Annotated in this window: 15 protein-coding genes, 4 pseudogenes and 1 riboswitch; of the genes and pseudogenes, 11 read left to right on the top strand and 8 right to left on the bottom strand. The window is 56.4% G+C overall.

Annotated features, from left to right (window positions below):
* Positions 1-135: 135 nt before the first annotated feature.
* Positions 136-1,074, top strand: coding sequence for an IS110 family RNA-guided transposase (locus tag ACXLHR_RS00710; RefSeq protein ID WP_458789636.1), 939 nt, complete (start codon positions 136-138; stop codon positions 1,072-1,074).
* 147 nt (positions 1,075-1,221) lie between these two features.
* Here the strand turns inward: ACXLHR_RS00710 and ACXLHR_RS00705 are convergent.
* The 7 genes and pseudogenes from ACXLHR_RS00705 to ACXLHR_RS00675 all read right to left on the bottom strand — a co-directional run.
* Positions 1,222-1,406 (bottom strand): annotated as a pseudogene (locus ACXLHR_RS00705) (IS3 family transposase); the annotation flags it as partial.
* Positions 1,407-1,422: 16 nt separating this feature from the next.
* Positions 1,423-2,475: an IS110 family RNA-guided transposase gene (locus ACXLHR_RS00700; protein ID WP_458789635.1), complete on the bottom strand. Its 1,053-nt coding sequence runs from the start codon at positions 2,473-2,475 to the stop codon at positions 1,423-1,425.
* Positions 2,476-2,669: 194 nt separating this feature from the next.
* Positions 2,670-3,029 (bottom strand): annotated as a pseudogene (locus ACXLHR_RS00695) (IS3 family transposase); the annotation flags it as partial.
* A 170-nt stretch (positions 3,030-3,199) separates the two neighbouring features.
* Positions 3,200-3,469, bottom strand: a pseudogene (locus ACXLHR_RS00690) (DUF6152 family protein); the annotation flags it as partial.
* A 396-nt stretch (positions 3,470-3,865) separates the two neighbouring features.
* Positions 3,866-4,867, bottom strand: a complete 1,002-nt coding sequence (locus tag ACXLHR_RS00685) for a patatin-like phospholipase family protein (protein WP_458789634.1) — start codon at positions 4,865-4,867, stop codon at positions 3,866-3,868.
* A 181-nt stretch (positions 4,868-5,048) separates the two neighbouring features.
* A complete protein-coding gene (locus ACXLHR_RS00680) occupies positions 5,049-5,360 on the bottom strand; it encodes a hypothetical protein (protein ID WP_458789633.1) in 312 nt (103 codons plus the stop codon).
* Between the two features lie 476 nt (positions 5,361-5,836).
* Positions 5,837-6,031, bottom strand: coding sequence for a glyoxalase superfamily protein (locus ACXLHR_RS00675; RefSeq protein WP_458792437.1), 195 nt, complete (start codon positions 6,029-6,031; stop codon positions 5,837-5,839).
* Positions 6,032-6,558: 527 nt separating this feature from the next.
* A riboswitch (TPP riboswitch) is annotated at positions 6,559-6,656 on the top strand.
* Between the two features lie 65 nt (positions 6,657-6,721).
* Here ACXLHR_RS00675 and thiD point away from each other — a divergent pair.
* From thiD to ACXLHR_RS00625, 10 genes are read left to right on the top strand one after another with little or no spacing between them, the layout of a single operon-like run.
* Positions 6,722-7,525, top strand: a complete 804-nt coding sequence (gene thiD, locus ACXLHR_RS00670) for a bifunctional hydroxymethylpyrimidine kinase/phosphomethylpyrimidine kinase (RefSeq protein WP_458789632.1) — start codon at positions 6,722-6,724, stop codon at positions 7,523-7,525.
* On the top strand, positions 7,518-8,498 hold the full coding sequence (locus ACXLHR_RS00665) for an FAD-dependent oxidoreductase (protein WP_458789631.1): 981 nt from the start codon (positions 7,518-7,520) through the stop codon (positions 8,496-8,498). Before thiD ends, ACXLHR_RS00665 begins: the two co-directional genes overlap by 8 nt.
* Positions 8,488-8,685, top strand: coding sequence for a sulfur carrier protein ThiS (gene thiS / locus ACXLHR_RS00660; RefSeq protein WP_458789630.1), 198 nt, complete (start codon positions 8,488-8,490; stop codon positions 8,683-8,685). Before ACXLHR_RS00665 ends, thiS begins: the two co-directional genes overlap by 11 nt.
* Before the next feature lie 3 nt (positions 8,686-8,688).
* Positions 8,689-9,450 (top strand): thiazole synthase, encoded by a 762-nt coding sequence (locus tag ACXLHR_RS00655; RefSeq protein WP_458789629.1) that lies wholly within the window; start codon positions 8,689-8,691, stop codon positions 9,448-9,450.
* A complete protein-coding gene (locus tag ACXLHR_RS00650; protein WP_458789628.1) occupies positions 9,447-10,043 on the top strand; it encodes a thiamine phosphate synthase in 597 nt (198 codons plus the stop codon). The genes ACXLHR_RS00655 and ACXLHR_RS00650 overlap by 4 nt, the downstream gene beginning before the upstream one ends.
* Positions 10,040-11,002 carry a ThiF family adenylyltransferase gene (locus ACXLHR_RS00645; protein ID WP_458789627.1) on the top strand — a complete coding sequence of 321 codons (963 nt, stop codon included), beginning with the start codon at positions 10,040-10,042 and terminating at the stop codon, positions 11,000-11,002. The genes ACXLHR_RS00650 and ACXLHR_RS00645 overlap by 4 nt, the downstream gene beginning before the upstream one ends.
* Before the next feature lie 24 nt (positions 11,003-11,026).
* Positions 11,027-11,974, top strand: a complete 948-nt coding sequence (locus ACXLHR_RS00640; RefSeq protein ID WP_458789626.1) for an ABC transporter substrate-binding protein — start codon at positions 11,027-11,029, stop codon at positions 11,972-11,974.
* Positions 11,971-12,654, top strand: coding sequence for a TenA family protein (locus ACXLHR_RS00635; RefSeq protein ID WP_458789625.1), 684 nt, complete (start codon positions 11,971-11,973; stop codon positions 12,652-12,654). Before ACXLHR_RS00640 ends, ACXLHR_RS00635 begins: the two co-directional genes overlap by 4 nt.
* Entirely contained in the window at positions 12,651-13,388 is a 738-nt protein-coding gene (locus ACXLHR_RS00630; RefSeq protein WP_458789624.1) for an ABC transporter ATP-binding protein, read from the top strand. Before ACXLHR_RS00635 ends, ACXLHR_RS00630 begins: the two co-directional genes overlap by 4 nt.
* Positions 13,388-14,143 (top strand): ABC transporter permease, encoded by a 756-nt coding sequence (locus ACXLHR_RS00625; RefSeq protein ID WP_458789623.1) that lies wholly within the window; start codon positions 13,388-13,390, stop codon positions 14,141-14,143. The genes ACXLHR_RS00630 and ACXLHR_RS00625 overlap by 1 nt, the downstream gene beginning before the upstream one ends.
* Positions 14,144-14,579: 436 nt before the next feature.
* Here ACXLHR_RS00625 and ACXLHR_RS00620 read toward each other — a convergent pair.
* Positions 14,580-15,626: pseudogene (locus ACXLHR_RS00620) on the bottom strand (IS110 family RNA-guided transposase).
* Positions 15,627-15,700 lie beyond the last annotated feature (74 nt).

Raw genomic sequence — 15,700 nt, 5'->3', positions numbered from 1 at the left:
GTGGCGGCGGTTGGATCGTAAATGGCTGGGTCATGATGGACCGCTCCAGAGTTTGATCAACCGCCGTCTTCCCCAAAGGCCTGAACGGATACGCGTGCAACAAGTCACGTATGACAAGCATAGGATATGGAGAATATGACAGATCATAACATTGGCGTGGACATTTCTAAATCCCATCTGGACGTGTTTCGATTGGAAGACGACATGGCTAAACGCTTCGATAATTCAATCACAGGCTTCCGTGCTCTTATCAGATGGTTGGGCAAGGCGACCCGTGTAGCGAGGGTCGTTTACGAGCCGACAGGATCGTATCACAAAGCCTTTGAAGCGACACTTGGGAAGGTGTTACCATTGGTCAAGGTAAATCCTTTGCAGGCGCGCCGTTTTGCGCAGGCCCATGGTACGAGAGCTAAGACTGATGCAGTCGATGCTCGAATGTTGGCGCTTATGGGCGCGGCATTTAATCTTGAACCACAAGTGCCTCTCCCGAAAGAAGCAATTGACCTCAAAGACTTGCATGTTGCGCGGGCTGGGTTGGTCAAGGATCGCACCAGATTGCGCAACCGTGCTCAAATTCAGGGGTTATCTCTCCTGAAACGCCAAACCAAAGCGCGTCTCACGCTAGTGGAACGCCAGATCGTTGAGTTGGACGCCGAGATAGCAGCGCTGATCCAGGCGCGGGAGAGCACCGCACGTACGCATGATATTTTGCGTTCCATGCCCGGTGTCGGCGCTGTTTCTGCTGCCGCAATATTGACCCTGATGCCCGAACTCGGCACGCTAGATCGCAAACAAGTGGCCAGCCTGGCTGGTCTCGCCCCCATCACACGCCAGTCTGGATTATGGCAGGGCAAAGCGTCCATCGGAAGCGGGCGCAAGCCCTTGCGCGATGCCCTTTACATGCCCGCATTAGTCGCCATGCGCTGGAACCCAGACCTCAAAGCAAAATACGAACACCTACGAGACGTGGGAAAACCCGCCAAGGTCGCAATTGTCGCTATAATGCGGAAGCTAATCGAAATCGCAAATGCACTTGTCAAAGCTAATCGCAAATGGACACCAAAAACCGCTTGATCAAGACGGATACTCTCGACTTACAACAATGACCGCCCGAATATGGGCATCGGCGGCATCACACCCGCACAGAAACTAAAAATGGCCGCGTAAGTTCTACAGCCGCACCCCGTTAAAAATGGGGGGATTACCACCCCAAGTGCTCGTTTAAGCCACCTTGCGTTCGAAGGCGACCGGGCTTTTCCAACCCAATGCTGAGTGGCGGCGTCGCGGATTGTAGAAGCCATTGATGTATTCGAAGATGGCATCTCAGCCTTTCTGCGGGTTTCCCATGTATCGCGCCAGATCAATTCCGCTTTGATGGTTTTGAAGAACGTCTCAACAGCCGCATTGAAGCTCCTATATTCGTCAAGTTGCGATTTGATCTGTTTTCGATACACAGAGCTGGCTGTAGATTTCGCGGACGATGTAGCGTTTCAGGCATCGAATTATCTCGCTTTTGCTCTTCCCGTCTTTCGTGCGTTTCTTGACATATGCAAGTGTCGGTTGGTGGCTTCGCATTCTAACGATAGCAACACGATAGAGTGCTGCGTTGGCCTGTCGATTGCCGCCTCTGTTTAACCGGAAGCGGTGTGTTTTGCCGCTGGAAGCTGGGATTGGGCAAACACCGCAGAGCTTTGCCAATGCTGCTTCCGAACGGATGCGCGTTGGGTCGCCGCCAACGAGGATTAGCATCTCTGCGATTGTCAGTGTTGCTATCCCATGAGATACCATCAGGTCTGGTGTGCGTTCGGTGACAAGGCGTTCCAGTTCCTTGTCGTGGGCAATAATTTCTTCATGCAGCCACAGCCACCGGCGCGCCAATGCCCGCATGGCGGCTTTTGCTGAGGCCAATGGCGTGTCGATATCGCCAGGCCGAAAGGCCGCAATATGCCGGATCAACGCGACTTTCCCTCGAATTGGATCCAGTGTTTCCCGAAGATCAGCAGGTGCATTAATGATCAACGTCTTCAGCGTTACCATCGCCTGTGAGCGTGATTTAACGCCAGTATCGCGTGCAATCTTCAAATGTCTGATCATTTCGGATGACCCTGTTTGTGTCTTGGGTCGCGCTGTTGCCTGCCCAGAAAGAACGGATCGTGCAGCGCCCTCTGCGTCCAAACTGTCTGTTTTACCTTGCGTGTATCGCAGCTGTCGGTTTGGTCGTGTGACCTCAATGACATTGTGGCCTTGAGCCAACAAAGACCGGGATAGGCCCGCACCATACGAACCAGTCCCTTCGATTCCGAATGCTAGAACGCCCCCAAAAGACTGTGACCAGCGTTCCAGCTCCAAATACCCTTTGGGATTGGTGGGTATAGATAATGCGGCCAAACGGGTGCCTTGCGTATCGATTGCGACGGCAACATGTGTTGCTTTGTGTGTGTCGATGCCAATAATGATTGGATGTGTAGTCTTCATGATGCCCTCATTGCTAAGAATGCCCAGGCACCGATCCGAGGGGACAGGACTGTGATGGTACGCTGACCGTCAGGCTCCTATAAAGTCACATCTCGCCCGTTGCCGGGGCGACTTGACGGTCGACACGTCAACGCAATGACACGCAGTCAATCGTAGCATGGGTCAGGCCATCAAGCCGCAATACCATACTCACAGTCATAGCAATTTCCCTTTCCACTCATGGACACTTTGAAGCCGTGCTGTCTCAGGATTTTTTGATAGTCGTGCGAACAGTATTGCGACCCGCGATCCGTGTGATGGATGCAGCCCTTTGGCGGCGCTCGGAAGGCGATGGCCATGTTCAATGCCCGGATCGCCAGGTCCCGCTTCATCCTGTTGCTCACCGCCCAACCGATCACGCGCCTTGAATGCAGGTCCAGTATTACAGCGAGATACAGCCATCCTTCGCGCGTCCGGATATACGTGATGTCACCGGCCCATTTCTGGTTTGGTTGATCAGCCGTGAAGTTACGATCCAGCAGGTTTGGCGCAATGTTGAACTTATGATTGCTGTCCCCCTCTCGGCAGATTGCTTTGCAATCGCCTGCCGGGCAGTACGCTCTGTTTGGCGGTGCTCTAGCTCAATCACACCGCTATCGTCAAAGGTGCTGTGGCGCGAAGCCACAACGCCATTTTCAAATGTGATCTCGCTCATATAGCAAGTGGTCGGATCTGTGCGATCAGGTGAACCAGTAATCGAAATTTTATTGCCGATTTCAAACATATCGGTGGTCCATCCGTTACGCTTGAGCAAAGAACCTGATTGCAATTCGCACCGCAGGTTCAGGACCTCGCCGTTGGCATCCGTTGAATCGAAATACACGTAGGCGTGCGGATTCACGAGGCGGACACGCGTAATTTCACCTGAAAGCTCAATTGTTGTGCTGGTGTCAAACTGCCCGCCGCTACCGTGGTGTGCAAATGCAGGCAACGGCGATGCCAAAAGCGCCGACATGATGGCGGCGTTGCGTAAATATGTCATTTTTATTGACCCTTTGGTGTGTTTTTGAATGGTTCATTGGGCAACCATCGAACTTGATTGGGAGTGATCCGTGGCGTTAATGCACGTTTAGAAGCTCACCGACGCTTTTCGACAATCGGGGTCATGCAGTGTCTTTTCCTGTCGATAAGGTGTTGGTGCTAGGCGAGCGACCACCAAGGCCGGCACCTAACTCATATACGTGCCAATACATCGGTTTCCGTCGCACTGATCCGTTCGACGATTAGCACTACCGTATCGCGCCAAGCAGCCTGGATGTCCGGCACGGACCGTGTCCGCTATGTATAAGATGTAGAGTATTGCCGCCTGCCTTATGCGAGAAGTACTCCACTTATCTGGCCGCGCGTCGCCTTAACCACCCCACAATAAACCGGACAAAGCGCGCTCTTGGCCATGCGCATACATCGCGGCCATATAGGTGGCTGAAAACCGGTCACTTGGCTCGTAAATGATGCCACTGTCGGTACTCACGCTGGTGACTGAAAAACCAAGTCCATGGCTTTGCGCAAGAAGGCGTGCGATATTAACCGACGAGGCCGCGTTAGAGCGGACCATCGCCGTCATCGCCTGCTGTGAAATCCCCAGCACCGTGTCCGAACTCTCTTGCGGTGCGGGATCGAGGGTATTGTTCACGATCACATAGGCATGCCCGTCGCGCGCCGCATCCGAGTTGACCGTAAAGGCGGCTGGGGGTGTTGCCAGAAACTGCATTTGCACGCCGCCATCAACATGTGTTTCTGTAGTGGTTCCTTCCCCCGCTGCGAAGCTGATTTTGACAGGTGGGAACAGCCCAGGCAGGGCACCTGACGCACGGATCACGGCGCGGAACAGATCGTATTGTCTGGCCTGTGCAATGGCCCCCATGTTCCAAACGACAGCCTCCGAGTTTCCTAAGTTCGCTGTGACCACAAAGAGCCTGCCACCAGCAGCATGCTTTTGGCCAACCCTATCCAAAAACCTGTTAGGGGCATAAAATGCGATCAGATCTGCAAGGGGTTCGGTATCGTAAACGCTATCGCCTGTGACGGCCGAAAACCAACGCACCTTCATAAGGTCGCTGGCGTCATTGTCGAGAAACATATGCTGTAACGCATCATCGCCTTCCGCTCCGGCAAAGGCCATTGGCGCAATTAGCGCACCTGTCGAGACCCCGGTTACAATGTCGAAATCAGGCCGTTTTCCCGTTTTGGACCAACCTGAAAGAGCGCCAGCGCCGAAGGCTCCGTCTTCGCCGCCACCAGATAGCGCCAGTATTTGAGGCTTTTCTGTAAGGCGCGATAGGTTCAGGTGTTGCGCCCAAGTCACCACATCGGCATCGGCAAAGAAGCGAAAGCCGACGAGGGGATCCGCCACGGGAGGCGACGATACTGTGGCAACGACGTCGGTTGGTTGACTCGCGCAGGCTGGAAGTACAGAGGCGGCAGTCAAGCCAAGTAGCATGCGCCTTCTGGTGAGGCTTGGGATGGTGTGCGTGTTCGACTGCATGAGTTGGGTCGCCTTTAATTCGTGGCCTGTGCGTGTTTGATCACGTCGCTTAGTTTGATGGTCGTGCTTGCGCAGGCGCAAAATTTTCCAGCGTCTGACCAACAAAGTCCTGCGTGATCGCTGGATTTTCCGTTCGCAGACAAAATGTGATTGCTGCCACATCTGGCCGTTCCGGGCGCGCACCCTGGGTGGGCTCTGGCATACAGGACTTCAGCGCTGCCTCGGAGACGCCAAGTGCGGCGGCAATGTCTACGACGGGAAGGCCTGGAGGTGGACCGCTTTGCGCGATTGCCGCCATTGGGAGGACGAGAGCAGTAAATGTGAATCCGAGGATCAGGTTTTTAGAAAAAGTCGTGTTCATATTTGCCTCATGTTCTTTCTGCCCCTAAATGCTGGGGTCGAGTATTATACAGAGAGGGTCTGGATTTCCGTCGAAGTGATTTGGAAAAACACGTGCTTGGCCGCAAATGGGTTGGATCGCCGGCGGCGAGTGTTAGTGCTGTATGGCACGAGGGTTCGCTGGAACATGCGTACGACTCATGTGTGGTAGAAAGCAGAGGGCCACCCGATACAGGTATTTTCACAATTAACCCGGCACCTGATACAATCAGCTCGACCCTATCCAGTGAGCATTGGACCAGTCGCAGCTGCCATGTTAAATTCGATGTCGTTGCGGGTATCGAAGGTTAAATTTTTAATAGTGGACTGACACACCCTAGTCGCGGAATTTCAAGTGAGGTCACAAAATATTGCTGATTTCAACCTGTAGTAGTTTCAAAACCCTCAAACAACCTAAAGTGCGTTGTCATCGGATTTTTCAAACAATAGGGATTAAGGTCACACGCCAGAGATGTTTATGATCAAGTGGGGCATTCCGTCTGACATTTCGCGTGACGGCAAACTGCCAAGCTCCACAACGCACCTGACATGGCTGCGCATGTTGGAGACGCTTTCGAATCGCACTTTATCGTCAGGTTTGTTCAACTTTAGTGAAACCTGCGTGTTTTGACTGGCTTTCGGAAAGGCTACGATTCACTCCGCGAAAGCCTGCCCCAGATATTACCCTCGTACCTGATCGCTCTGATGGAAAGACTGCAGCTCGGCCCATCTTAGCTTGGCTTGCCGCGTATTCTATTCTCGCGCTGCGTTCTAGTGAGCCACGTTTCGTTTATAAAGCGTGGCAACGTCGCACGTCTGCTTTTCTAAAGGTAAATCTAAGTTTTGCACTTGAGGCGAAAGTCCGCAATCCGCCCTCATCTACGCTGATCAGCAACTACAGTTTCATGTTGGGCTCCCATTTCACTTTTCATGGGTTCCGCAGTGCGTTCAAAACGTTGCACCACCGTAGCGCCGTTTTTTCTGGAACGCAAAAAACCACCCGAGAGGACCTGTTAACCTGTTGATTGTATTTATAGGTTGTCGGCTGCAAGCGAACGCAACCGCCGTGACCTACCTGATCTGCATTGTCTCATTTAGGTTAACCACAGCAGTAATCCATCGCAACTCACAGTTACTCCCGCCACCCGATTTGACATAGTTTAGATTCGCAGCTAGCTCTTAGTCATCCGTTGGGGTGCCATTATGGCTGAGAGGCGAAAGCTGACCCATCGAACCTGATCCGGGTCATTCCGGCGTAGGGAACGGAGAAAAAGCTGTGAACCCTTACAGCCGTATACCCTCCGTTTTTCTATGCTTTGGCCCTTTTTTTGAATGGGGCTATCTATGGTTTTTCAAGCGTTGACGATTGCAGGATCCGACAGTGGCGGTGGCGCGGGGATTCAGGCTGATCTCAAAACATTCAGCGCATTGGGCGTTTATGGTGCTAGCGTCATAACCGCGATCACCGCGCAGAACACCCGTGCGGTGATGGCGGTGGAGATACTCACCCCTGCAATGGTCCGCGCCCAGATGGATGCTGTCTTTGACGATCTGACGATCAACGCGATCAAAGTTGGCATGTTGGGCAGCGCCGAAACGATAAACGCGGTCGCAAACGGTTTGGTGCGCTGCGCGGTCCCGGTGGTGCTCGATCCGGTGATGGTGGCTAAATCGGGCGACGTGTTGTTGGCGGATGCTGCAGTTGTGGCACTGCGCACACGGATGTTGCCACTGGCAGACCTTGTGACCCCCAACTTACCAGAAGCTGCACAGTTGCTAGACGCACCGGAGGCCGCGAGTGAGGCCGAGATGCTTGAGCAAGGCCGCGCCCTGCTGGCATTAGGGCCGCGTGCCGTTTTGATGAAAGGTGGACACGCGTCTGGCACTGAATGCGTTGATCTATTGATCACCGCGCAAGATGTGCTGCGACTGTCTGCGCCGCGCCATCCGACGCACAACACCCACGGCACCGGATGTACGCTGTCAGCAGCCATTGCGGCAAAGTTGGCCCGCGGCATGCTGTTGCCCGAGGCAGTGCAGGCCGCTCATGCCTATCTGCAGAACGCTATAGCAGCCGCAGACCAGCTGAACATCGGTAGCGGCAACGGCCCCGTCCACCATTTCCACGCGGTGTGGCGCGATGAGTGATGTCACGATTATTGGCGCAGGCGTTGCAGGTCTTTGGGCCGCGCATTCCTGTCTAAAGCGTGGCCTACGCCCGCGTGTCATCGATCGCACCGGCTTGCCGGGGCCGCATGGGTGTTCGTGGTGGGCGGGCGGTATGCTGGCTGCGGAGTGCGAAGGCGCGACTTCGGAGCTGCCCGTGATCACATATGGACGCAAGGCAGCAGCCCTGTGGCAGGAAGTCACCCGCGTCACCGCCCAAGGCACATTGGTGCTGACACCTGCGCGTGACCACGCCGAACTGGACCGTTTTGCCGCGCGCACCCACGGGCACATCACCTGCGACAGCGAGGCAATTTCCGCGCTTGAGCCTGACCTTGAAGGGCTCCACCGGCGCGGTCTGTTCTTTGAGCAAGAGGCGCATCTGGACCCGCGACAGGCGTTGTCAGACCTGACACACATGCTCACCACATCAGGCGTAAGTGTCGAAACTGGCACAGTCACGCCCGACGATCTGGAAGGGCCCGTGATCGACTGTCGTGGTTTAGCTGCACAGGGTGATCTGCCCGGCCTGCGCGGGGTGCGCGGTGAAATGATCATTCTGCGCTCGGACGAGATCACCTTGTCGCGGCCCATCCGCCTGCTGCATCCACGCCATCCGCTTTATGTCGTGCCCCGCAAGGGGGGCTTGTTCATGCTGGGCGCAACACAAATCGAAAGTGCAGCGCGCGGCCCCGTGACCGTCCGCTCGGCTTTGGAACTGCTGTCAGTCGCCTATGCGCTCGACCCGCGCTTTGCCGAGGCCGAGATCGTCGAAACAGGAGCGGACCTGCGCCCCGCCTTTCCCGATCATGTGCCGCGCATCATTCGGCGAGGGCGTATTTTGCATCTTAACGGACTGTTCCGACACGGATTTCTGATGGCTCCCGCATTGGCAGAACAGGCGGCAGAGTTTCTTTTAACAGGCAATATGGGGGATTTGATCCATGAAGATTGAGGTAAACGGCGACCAGCACGAAGTGACTGCTACGCATCTGGATACCGCGTTGGTCGAATTGGGCTGGGGCGACGCGCGGGTGGCGACCGCCCTTAACGGCACTTTTATTCCCTCAGCTGCGCGCGATGGCACACCGCTTTCATCTGGCGACCAGCTTGAGGTTTTGACCGCAATGCAGGGGGGGTGAACCATGCGTGATTTCTATGGCGTGGCACTGACAACCCCCATGATGTTGGGCTCTGCGCGCTATCCCTCGCCCACCGTGATGGAAGCGGCGTTCCGCAGCAGCGGCGCGTCGGTTGCAACGGTATCGCTACGGCGCCAGCGCGGCGCAGGGCAAGCGTTCTGGGATATGGTGCGCGGACTTGGCGTACACCTCTTACCCAACACCGCCGGATGTCATTCCGCTCGCGAGGCGATCACCACGGCACAAATGGCGCGGGAGTATTTCCAGACCGACTGGATTAAACTTGAGGTGATCGGCCATGCCGACACTTTGCAACCTGATCCGTTCGGATTGTTGGAGGCGGCAGAGGCATTATGCGCCGACGGTTTCAAGGTGTTCCCCTACACCACCGAAGACCAAGTTCTGGCGGCCAAATTGATTGATGCGGGCTGCCGTGTGCTGATGCCCTGGGGCGCGCCTATCGGATCGGGGATGGGCCTGAACAACATCCACGGCTTGCGCACGCTGCGCGCAGCATTTCCCGATATCCCGATGGTAATTGACGCAGGACTTGGCCTTCCTAGTCACGCCGCTCAGGCGATGGAATTGGGGTTTGACGCTATCCTGCTCAACACTGCGGTTGCAGAGGCCAACGACCCCGCCGAAATGGCCCGCGCCTTTGCATTGGCGGCGCAGGCGGGTGCCTTGGCGGCTGTATCAGGTCCGATGGGTCAACGTGACATGGCGGTCCCCTCCACCCCTTTGATTGGAAAGGCATGGCTATGAACTTACCCCGCTTTTACCCTGTATTTGACAGTGCGGACTGGGTCGGCAGAGCCGTCAAGTTGGGCGTGCGACTGGTGCAACTGCGTATCAAGGAGCAGCCAGAGCCGGAGCTACGTCAAGAAATCACCGCTGCGCTAGCCCTGTGCCGCCGCTATGGCGCGACGCTGGTGGTCAATGATCATTGGCAACTCGCGATGGAGCTGGGGGCCGACTGGTTGCATCTGGGGCAAGAGGATCTGGATAGCGCTGATTTGACAGCTATACGCCGCGCTGGTCTGAAATTGGGAATTTCGACGCATGACCGCGCAGAGCTGGACCGCGCACTGGCACTAAACCCTAACTATATCGCCCTAGGGCCAGTCTATCCGACCATCCTAAAGAAAATGAAATGGACCGAGCAAGGTCTTCACCGATTGACCGAATGGAAAGCCGTAATCGGGGATATTCCACTATGCGCCATCGGCGGCATGTCAGTCGAACGCGCGCCCGGAGCCTTTGACGCGGGGGCCGACACGGTGGCCGCCGTGACGGATATCACGCTGAACCCTGATCCTGACGCCCGCCTCCGCGCATGGCTTGAGGTAACGCAATGAACCGCTATGCCCGTCAGATTGTATTGCCTGACGTGGGTCCCGAAGGACAGGATTGCTTTCGCGGTGCCCATGTTCTGGTGCTCGGAGCCGGCGGGCTCGGCGTGCCGGTGCTGCAATATCTTGTGGGGGCCGGTGTGGGCACAATCACGGTGATTGACGGCGACACCGTGGGCGAGAGCAATCTGCACCGTCAGCCGCTGTACCGGATGCAGGACATCGGCCAACCCAAGGCGCAAGCCGCCGCCGCAACGCTGGCAGCCCTGAACCCCGATGTCTCCCTGCGCCCGCTTGTGGACTGGTTGACGCCCGCGAATGCGCCGGACTTTGTGGCGGCGGCTGATGTGGTTCTTGATTGCGCCGATACCTTTGCGGCAAGCTTCACCTTATCTGACACGGCTTTTGCCACTGCCAAACCCCTGATCTCGGCCTCGGCCTTGGGAATGACTGGTTATGTGGGCGGATTTTGCGCCACGGCTCCATCCTTGCGGGCGGTGTTTCCTGACCTGCCCCGCAGCGCCGCAACCTGTGAAACCGCAGGTGTCTTGGGGCCAGTGGTTGCCATGATTGGGGCCATGCAGGCGCAAATGGCTTTGGCCGTTCTGCTTGATCTGTCGCCCACACCGCTGGGCCAAATGATGATACTGGACGCAGCACGCTGGCGCATGTCGGGTTTTCGCTTTGACACAGCAACCGAGCCTGAGCATCCCGCGCCCTTCATCGCAGAAGGTCAGATCACACCAGATGATCTTGTGATTGACCTTCGAACCGAAGCCGCCGCCCCGTTCCGCGCATCCGCCCTGCATCTGTCGTCCGATGCTTTCGCGGAATACGCACTACCAACGTCCGAGACACGGATCGTACTGGCCTGCCGCACCGGATTACGAGCGCATCATGCCAGCACGGCCTTACGCAATCGCTGGGCGGGGCAGATTGCCTTGCTGGCGATCACTGATCTTTAACCTGAACCCCATCTGGAGCCATTCGTGAAACATCTTCTCATTCCCATCGCCCTTGCCTTCTTGGCAACACCTGCAATTGCCCAAGACCGTCTGACCGTCATGCTGGACTGGTTCATCAACCCCGATCACGGGCCGATCATTCTGGCCCAAGAGTTGGGCTATTTCGAAGACGCCGGTCTGGAGGTAGAGCTTGTCACCCCAGCTGACCCCAATGACCCTCCGCGTATGGTGGCGGCAGGTCGCGTCGATCTGGCGGTAAGCTATCAAGCCGAACTGCACCTGAATCGCCGCGAAGGGCTTGATCTGGTGCGCGTTGGCACCTTGATTGAAACCCCGTTGACCTGTCTTGTCGTGCGCGCGGATGGTCCTGTGAAATCTATCGCCGATCTGGCGGGGCGCAAGGTCGGCTTTGCCGTAGCAGGTGTTCAAGAGATGCTGCTCAAGGCAATGCTGACCAACAGTAATGTCCCCCTGAAAGACGTGGAACAAATCAATATCGGCTGGTCCATTTCGCCTGCCCTGATGTCTGGTCAGGTGGATGGCGTCATCGGTGCATTCCGGAATTTCGAATTGAACCAGATGGATATCGAAGGAATTGCAGGGCGCTGTTTCTATCCCGAAGCCGAAGGCGTCCCATCCTATGACGAATTGATCTATGTGGCCCACGCGCAGGATCTGAACCGTGACAAGATCTCACGTTTTCTGTTGGCCACCGAACGCGCAGCCACCGACATCCTGAATGACCCACAAGCGACAGGCGAGGTGTTTTTTGCCTCTGACGCCGAGTTGCGTAACGAACTCAACACGCGTGCATGGGGCGATACATGGCCGCGTTTTGCCACCCGCCCTGCAGCAGTCGACCAAGGACGCTATGACCGCTTCGAGGCGTTCCTGATCGCGCAAGGCGCTGTAGACACGGCCATCCCTGCCGCCGATCTGGTGGTTGATGTCACCGCCGAGGTGACACCGTGAGCGCCCCCGACTATGGCCACGCCTTTGCGCTATGGCGCACAGGTGCAGCACGCGATTGGGATAACTATACGCGCCACGCCTTTGTCGAAGCCTTGGCCGACGGATCGCTTCCGCAAGAAAGTTATCTGCACTATCTACGACAGGACTATGTATTTCTGATCCACTTTGCCCGCGCGTGGGCGCTGGCGACGGCAAAGGCAGAAACGTTGGATGAAATGGCTGCGGCCAGTGCCACTGTACATGCCTTGGTGCATGTGGAAATGCCGCTGCATGTAGAAACATGTGCAGCGCAAGGCATTGACCGCGACGCCCTTGAGGCCACCGCCGAAGAGCCAGGAAATCTGGCCTATACGCGCTATGTCCTTGAGGCGGGATATTCCGGCGATCTGTTGGATCTTCTGGCGGCGCTTGCGCCTTGCGTGTTGGGGTACGGCGAAATCGGCCTTCGGTTGTCAGGCAATACCGGCCCGTACGCGCCTTGGTGTGATATGTACGCGGGGCATGAATTCCAAGGGCTGTGCAAAAGTGTCGGCGCGCTTTTGGACAGTGCGCTCTTGCGTCGGCTGGGGCCGGATTGGCACCAATTGCCACGCGCCAAAACGCTGCAATCGCGTTTTACCACAGCTACACAGCTGGAAATCGGGTTCTGGGACATGGCGCAAAGCCCGCCCAGCGCATGACCGCACCTGCTATCCACATTCGCGGGGCGCTGCATGTGGCGCAGAACCTGCTGATCGACAGGTTCGACATCACCCTGATCGCCGGAGGGTGGAGCGCCCTATTAGGCCCTTCCGGCGTCGGAAAGACTTCGCTTCTCCGATTGATTGCAGGACTGCCCTGCGCGGCCCATCTGGACGGGTATATTAAGGCAGGCGACGGCGCGCCAATCGGCCCCCGCGTGGCAATGATGGCGCAGGATGATCAGCTGCTCCCATGGGCGAGCACGCTGGATAACATCATGATCTGCGCGCGTCTGAGAGGTGAAGGCGTACAACAGGATCGCGCCGCGGGGCTGCTGGCAGATGTGGGACTTGCCGGTTTTGAACGCCGCAAACCTGCACAAATGTCTGCCGGGCAACGTCAACGCGTGGCGCTTGCCCGCACACTATATGAGAATCGCGCCATCGTTCTGCTCGACGAGCCGTTTTCGGCGCTGGATGTAATGACCCGCTACGCAGCGCAAGATTTAGCGACTGAATTACTTGCAGAGCGCACCGTTTTTTTGATCACCCATGACCCGTCTGAGGCGGTGCGGCTGGCAGATGCTGCGTGGATTGTCACGCAAACCGGTATTTCGCCCTGCACGCTTCCGCCCACAGCACCACCGCGCGCGCCCGACGCTGCCTGCACGCTTTCGGCACAAGCGGCACTCCTACAGCGTATGCGTCAGATTACTGTAAAGGGTGTCGCGTGATGCTGAACGCTACACGTCCCCTATTGCGCGGCCTTTTTGTCCTGCTAGTGTTTCTGTCAATCTGGCAGGCGGCAGTCAGCCTAAGCGGTGTGCCACGATTTATACTGCCCGGTCCAATCTTGGTGGCCCAAGCGCTGTGGGATAACGCAGGGCTCTTATGGCGAAACACCCTATGGTCGGCGGGAAATTTGGGCTTAGGACTCGCCACCGGCATAATTCTGGGTATCGAAACCGCACTGCTATTGGCCTTGTCACAGCGCGCACGGTGGTTATTGCGCCCGATGTTGGTAGTGGCCCAAGCGGTGCCAGTCTTTGCGCTTGCCCCGGTGATTACCCTGTGGCTCGGGTATGGTATGCCGTCCAAAGTCGTAACAATCGCCCTTGTTACCTATTTTCCCATCGCATCTGCACTTTTTGACAGGTTGATGGCGCTGCCTGCGGGACTAAGCGATCTGTCACACCTGTCAGGTGCAAACCGTTGGCGCGAGATGCGGTTTTTGCGCCTGCCCCACGCAATCCCGGGCCTTCTATCGGGGCTCAGGTTGGCGGTAGTCTACGGCCCACTGGCCGTGCTGATCGGTGAATGGGTCGGATCATCCCAAGGCTTGGGGCATCTCATGCTCATGTCGAACGGCCGCGGTCAAACCGCACTGATGTTTGCCGCCCTTCTTATGCTTGCCTGCCTTTCACTGTGTCTCTGGGCCGCTGTCGAGGCACTTTCCCGCTGTACGGCAAGGCTACTATTAGTTGCCTGAACGGAATTCATCATCCACGCTATTAACAAAGCAGAAAGCTACTCGCGCTGTCTAAACATTGGCGTTCGTTGCGGGAGCTCGACTTGGACACTATTTCACAGGTTTGACCGAAGTTCGAATTGGAACGGTGGCGCAGCTGCACATTTCGAGCAATGGTAGGAACGGCCCAGTGGTGGTTCCCGCAGCGAAGGTCGTGTGTGGATGGCTCTTGCATAGCAAGACATATTTGATCCGATTTGTGCATTAGTCAGAAGCAGTCATGTGTCCGGCCTGTTTGCGCGGTTTTGACCGCTGGCCCTGATGGGTTCCGCAAACCAAGTCCCTTACAGCTTAGCGGGCAATTGCGCCCGGGACATTCGACGGGGTGTCTTGGTTTTGGCGGCAGACTTATGCACCATCATCTCGCGGGTCTTGCTAACTCGTTGTTCTTCCTCCTTTAGACCGTGTGCGGTGTATATGGTTCGTTGCGGGTCAGAACGGCCCAGACGATCCGAGCGGTCTTGTTGGCCATGGCGACAGTCGCCAAGCGTGCGGGTTTTCGCTCCAGCAGCGATATCAGCCACTTACTTGCGCGCTCCGGGTGCGATTTGGTCTGTCGGACAAGCGATGTCATGCCAACGACCAACAATGATCGTAAATATTGATCGCCCATTTTAGTAATACGCCCGAGCTTCTCTTTGCCGCCGCTGGATTTGTTCGCGGGCGTCAGTCCCAGCGTCACGCCAAAGGCGTGCTTTCAGCACGACGCTGCAAACTCGCGGCCATTGCTGAACTGATGGCCATCACCAATGCTGGCGATGATTGCCGAGGCGGTCACAGCGCCAACACCGGGAATAGTGCGCAACAAACGGACCCGCGCATCTTCTTTGGCGACCAACTTGAGCCGGTTTTCATACCATCGGATCCGCGTGTGAAGCGCCATGAGATGTTCGCAAAGGTTATGGATCACCTCATTGGCGATCTCGGGCAAGTCCAGTACTTCACCCATCAAAATATCCTCAGCAAACCCAATGACCCGCGCGAGGCCCCTCGCGATGTAAACCCCGAACTCAGCGACCATGCCACGCAAGCCATTGATCAGCTGTGTGCGTTGGCGCATGAGCAGACTCCGTGCGCGATGGAGCGACAACAAAGCTTGTTGTTTAACGGTTTTTATCGCAACAAACCTCATCGTAGGACGCGTTACCGCTTCACAAATGGCTTCGGCATCAATGGCGTCAGACTTTCCGCGTTTGACATATGGTTTGACATAAATCGGTGGGATCAGCCGGACATCATGGCCCAACGCTGTTAGCTCGCGCCCCCAATGATGCGCACTGCTACAAGCCTCCATACCAATCAGGCAGGGTGCAAGCTTGGAGAGAAACGGTAACAACTGTGCCCGTCTCAAAGGCCTGTTGAAGGCGACCTCTTCGTCTTTAGTGATCCCGTGAACTTGAAAAATGTTCTTGGCCAAATCTAGGCCGATTGTGGTAACTTCCATGGGGTGGCTCCTCTCTATGCAGATTTCGACACTTGCAGTATAGCGCATTACGACGCCGGTTGGAGCAAGAGCCA

It is taken from the genome of Yoonia sp. MH D7 (assembly GCF_054439475.1).
This window is presented reverse-complemented; position numbering and strand designations above follow the sequence as displayed.